This window comes from Gemmata sp., from assembly GCF_051859125.1.
Classification (GTDB): Bacteria; Planctomycetota; Planctomycetia; order Gemmatales; family Gemmataceae; genus Gemmata.
Map to the genome: position 1 here is coordinate 1 of NZ_JBHYGG010000191.1, position 4,264 is coordinate 4,264.

Sequence of the window (4,264 nt, forward strand, 5' to 3'; positions counted from 1 at the left end):
GGTTTGCCCGAAGCGGGCCGCACCCCTGGCTACCATCCGCCGTCGCATCCGCAGCGACAAACCGCATTTCTCTTTCGTCTTCTCGGTCGAACTCCCCACTCTCCACTCCCCACTGCCCACTCTGACCCCGCGGGCGTTAGAATGGTGGGATGAAACCCACCGACACGCCCACTGCCGCGCCCCCGACCGAACCGACCCTCACGTTCTGGGGGGCCGCGGGCGGGGTCACCGGGTCCATGCACCTCGTCGAGGTCGGCAACCGTAAGGTGCTGCTCGACTGCGGGCTGCACCAGGGCCGCCGCGAGGAGGCCCGGCAGCGGAACGGGCACTTCCCGTTCCACCCGAACCAGGTCGACGCCGTCATCCTCAGCCACGCGCACATCGACCACTGCGGGAACCTCCCGACGCTCGTGCGGCAGGGGTTCAGCGGCCCGGTGTACTGCACCCCGCCGACCCGCGACCTGCTCCGGGTCATGCTCGCCGACAGCGCCAAGATTCAAGAAGAAGACGCGGCCCACATCAACATCGCCCGGAACTACGCCGAGCCGTGGGTCCAGCCGCTGTACCACCACTCGGACGTCGAGAAGACGTTCGACCAGGTGGTGCAGGTGCCCTACGGGCGGGACGCGGAGGCGGTGAAGGGGGTGCGGTTCCGGTTCATCGAGGCCGGGCACATCCTCGGCTCGGCCATGATCCACATGGTCCTCGCCGGCCCGGACCGGGACCGCACCCTGTCGTTCAGCGGCGACATGGGCCGCCGCGGGCTCCCGATCCTCAAGCCCACCGGCGACGTGCCCCCGGCCGACGTGCTCGTGTGCGAGAGCACCTACGGGAACCGGCTCCACCGGTCGTTCACCGAGACCGTCGAGAAGCTGTACGCCGCGATCCGCGACACCGTGGCCCGCGACGGGAAGATCATGATCCCCGCGTTCAGCCTCGGCCGCACCCAGCTCATCATCCACGTGCTGCAGCAGGGGCTCCGGGCCGGGAAGATCCCGAACATCCCGATCTACGTCGACAGCCCGCTCGCCTCCGAAGTGGCCGAGGTGTACCGGGCGCACCCGAACAGCCTCTCGCCCGACATCTCGCAGGCGCTGAAGGAGGGGCACGGCCTCCTCGGCGGCGACGGGGTGAACTACGTCCGCGACTTCGAGGAGAGCACCCGGCTCGCGTCCCGGCCCGGGCCGGCGGTCATCATCGCGTCGAGCGGCATGTGCGACGCGGGCCGCATCCAGCAGCACCTGAAACAACTCGTGGACGACCCCCGCTGCACGATCATCCTGGTGAGCTACCAGGCGTCGGGCACCGTGGGCCGCAAGCTCCTGGAGCCGAAACCGACGGTGCGGTTCCAGGGCCGCGATTGGAACAAGTGGCTCGACGTGGTCCACCTCGACGGGTTCAGCGGGCACGCCGACAAGGAGGACTTCCTGGCGTACCTCCGACCGGTGGTGGGCAAGATCGGCAAGGTGCGGCTGATCCACGGCGAGCGGGAGCAGGCCGAGGCGCTCTCGGCGACGCTCCGCGACGCCGGGTTCGACGACGTCGCGGTCCCCGGCCCCGGCGACCGCGTGGTGATCGGGTGAGGCGAGTTTGGCCCCGGCGAGCCGGGCGGCGTCAGCCCCCGGAGTGAGGGACTACATGAACACGACGACCGCCGACCCGGAACTCGACTTCCCCGACTCGGACGGGATGCCGATGTCTGAGAACACCCGCCAGTACGACGCCATCGTCGCCCTCAAGGGCAACATCGACGCCTTCGCGCTCGACGCCTTCGTCGCCGGCGACCACCTGATTTACGTGGACCGCCGCGACCCGACCGCCCGGTACGCGCCGGACGTGTACGTCGCGTTCGGCCGGCCCCGCGGGCACCGCGGCAGCTACAAGCTCTGGGAGGAGGCGAACGTCTTCCCGCAGGTGGTGTTCGAGGTGCTCGGCCCGAGCAACACCGACGCCGAGATGGAGGAGAAGCGGCGGTTCTACTTCGGGCACGGGGCCGAGGAGTATTACGAGTTCGACCCGGAGGCCGGGACGTGGGTCGGGTTCGTGGTGAACCCCGGCACGGGGGCGCCCGAGCCGGTCCGCGAGATGGACGGGCACGCGAGCCCGCGGCTCGGGATGCGGTTCGGGTTCCGCCCGCTCGAACTGGTCGCGTTCCGCCCCGATGGCACCCGGTTCCGGTCGTTCCAGGAGCTGAACGACCTCGCCGAGGCCGAGAAGCAGCGCGCCGAGGCCGAGAAGCAGCGCGCCGAGGCCGAGAAGCAGCGCGCCGACGCGGCGGTCCAGGACAACGACCGCTTACGCGCGATGCTCCGGGCGGCCGGGCTGGACCCCGACGCGCCCGCACCCGGGTGACCGCCATGAGCCCCGACAACCCGTTCCTCAAGGCGCTCATCGCCCAGCCGGACGACGACACGCTCCGGCTCGCGATGGCCGACTGGCTCGACGAGAACGACCAGCCGGCCCGCGGCGAGTTCATCCGCGTGCAGTGCGAACTCGCCCGCGGCGTCGCCGATCCCGAGCGTCGCCGCGAACTGGAAGTGCGCCAGCGCGACCTGCTGGTGGCGCACGACCGCGAGTGGGTGCGGCCGCTCGCCGAGGTGCTCGGGTGCGGGCCGGGCGAGTGGGGCGGGTGGGTGTTCCGCCGCGGGTTCGTCGAGTACTTCCACCTCCCGGCGACGGTCGTGACCAAGCGGGGCGAGATGCTCGCGGCGCTCACCCCGGTCCGCGAGCTGTTCCTGGTGCCGTGCAAGTCCGGGAACGTGGTCGCTCTGTGCAACCGGCCGTGGCTCGAGCGGGTGACCGCACTTTACCTCACCGGCCGCTTGAACGAGAACGCGACCCGTGCGTTAATGGACTGCCCCTACCTCGGGAACCTGCGGTGCCTCGACGCGACCCCGGACGACACCGTCCGCGCGGCCACCCGTCAGGCGTTCGACGCCCGGTTCGCCGCGGTCCGCCGCACCGCTTGAAGCCGCCCATGAGCACACCGGACCAGCTCCACCAGGCCATCGCCGACCAGCCCGAGGAGGACACGCCGCGCCTGGCGCTCGCCGACTGGCTCGACGAGCACGGCGGCGGGGCAGGGGCCGCGCGCGCCGAGTTCATCCGCCTCCAGATCACGCTCGCCGGGGAGCCGGCCGAGACCGACGAGGCCGCCACCGCCCGCCGCGCCGCCGAGTTGCTCGAACGGCACCGCGGCGAGTGGGGGTTCCCGGCCGGCCCACTCCGCACCGCCTACGAGGTCCGCCGCGGGTTCGTGGACGAACTGATCGTCCGCGCCGGGCGCGCCGCCGACACGCTCGCGCTGCTCCCGCGGCACCCGGTCACGCGGTTGCGGCTGGACGGCTTCGACGCGGCGGCGTTCGAGGCGTTCGTGATCCTCGGGGGGCTGGAGACGCGGGCGTTCCGCAAGGTGCGGCACCTGGAGGTGCGGAACGAGGACTGGACCGACGAGCTGGTCGACCGGCTCCTGGGGCTGGGCCACTTCCCGTACCTGGAGTCGCTGGCGCTGGAGGCGACGGCGATCACCCCGGTGTCGGTGCGGGCGGTGGCGGCGTGTCCGCGGCTGTCGGACCTGCGGGCGCTCGCGATCAACTATCCCGAGGGGTACTGGCTGAACCCGCAGCAGCACGCGCTGCGTGGCGTGAAGGACAGCGGGGTCGCGGCGCTGGTGGCGTCGCCGCACCTGGGCCGGCTGCGGGGGCTGTCGCTGCGGCACGCCGGGATCGGCCCAAGCGGCGCGCACGCCCTGGCCGAGTCCGAGACCCTCGCGCACCTGGACCGCCTGGTCCTGACCGACAACCCCGACATCGACAAGCCCGCCCGCCACGCCCTCGCCCAGCGCTTCGGTGACCGCGTGGTGTTGTGAGGCAAACGGAGCTGGCACCGTGGCACGGTTGCGGTACTCAAGAGCGGGGGCAGAAGCCGAAGCGACCCGCCGGGCCGAGGCGTTCGTTGCGGCCCGCTCGGACCGCGACCGGTTCCGCTTTCGCGGCACGTTCCCGGACACAGCGGTGCGGCTGAGCCGAGCGTCCAAGCACCCCGTCGTGTGGGTGGCAACGTTCCAACTGGTCCCCGCGAACGGGGACGTCATCGACGGCGGCGAGTTGTTGGTGTCCGTCGACCTGGAGACCGGACGTGTCGGCTATCACGGCTACCCGGAACACGGGCCGGGGTGACGGTGCCAGTTCGGGTCGCGTGCGGCGCACCCCCTCACCCGCGACTCGCAAAGCCTCGTCGCGACCTCTCCCCCGAGACCGGGGGC

The 4,264-nt window shown here is 71.6% G+C and carries 5 protein-coding genes; all 5 read left to right on the top strand.

Annotation, left to right across the window (positions count from 1 at the left end; translation table 11 throughout):
• Positions 1-149: 149 nt before the first annotated feature.
• The 5 genes from ACTIGN_RS16790 to ACTIGN_RS16810 are packed head-to-tail and all read left to right on the top strand — an operon-like array spanning position 150 to position 4,178.
• Positions 150-1,583, top strand: a complete 1,434-nt coding sequence (locus ACTIGN_RS16790; RefSeq protein ID WP_439625859.1) for an MBL fold metallo-hydrolase — start codon at positions 150-152, stop codon at positions 1,581-1,583.
• 55 nt (positions 1,584-1,638) lie between these two features.
• Positions 1,639-2,352: a Uma2 family endonuclease gene (locus ACTIGN_RS16795; protein WP_439625861.1), complete on the top strand. Its 714-nt coding sequence runs from the start codon at positions 1,639-1,641 to the stop codon at positions 2,350-2,352.
• Positions 2,353-2,357: 5 nt separating this feature from the next.
• Entirely contained in the window at positions 2,358-2,969 is a 612-nt protein-coding gene (locus ACTIGN_RS16800; RefSeq protein WP_439625863.1) for a TIGR02996 domain-containing protein, read from the top strand.
• An 8-nt stretch (positions 2,970-2,977) separates the two neighbouring features.
• Positions 2,978-3,868 (top strand): TIGR02996 domain-containing protein, encoded by an 891-nt coding sequence (locus tag ACTIGN_RS16805; protein ID WP_439625865.1) that lies wholly within the window; start codon positions 2,978-2,980, stop codon positions 3,866-3,868.
• Between the two features lie 19 nt (positions 3,869-3,887).
• Positions 3,888-4,178, top strand: a complete 291-nt coding sequence (locus ACTIGN_RS16810) for a hypothetical protein (protein WP_439625867.1) — start codon at positions 3,888-3,890, stop codon at positions 4,176-4,178.
• Positions 4,179-4,264: the final 86 nt, after the last annotated feature.

Coding starts and splice junctions, on each gene's coding strand:
- ACTIGN_RS16800 (WP_439625863.1), top strand. CDS start 2,358: ATGAGCCCCGACAACCCGTTCCTCAAGGCGCTCATCGCCCAGCCGGAC.
- ACTIGN_RS16795 (WP_439625861.1), top strand. CDS start 1,639: ATGAACACGACGACCGCCGACCCGGAACTCGACTTCCCCGACTCGGAC.
- ACTIGN_RS16805 (WP_439625865.1), top strand. CDS start 2,978: ATGAGCACACCGGACCAGCTCCACCAGGCCATCGCCGACCAGCCCGAG.
- ACTIGN_RS16790 (WP_439625859.1), top strand. CDS start 150: ATGAAACCCACCGACACGCCCACTGCCGCGCCCCCGACCGAACCGACC.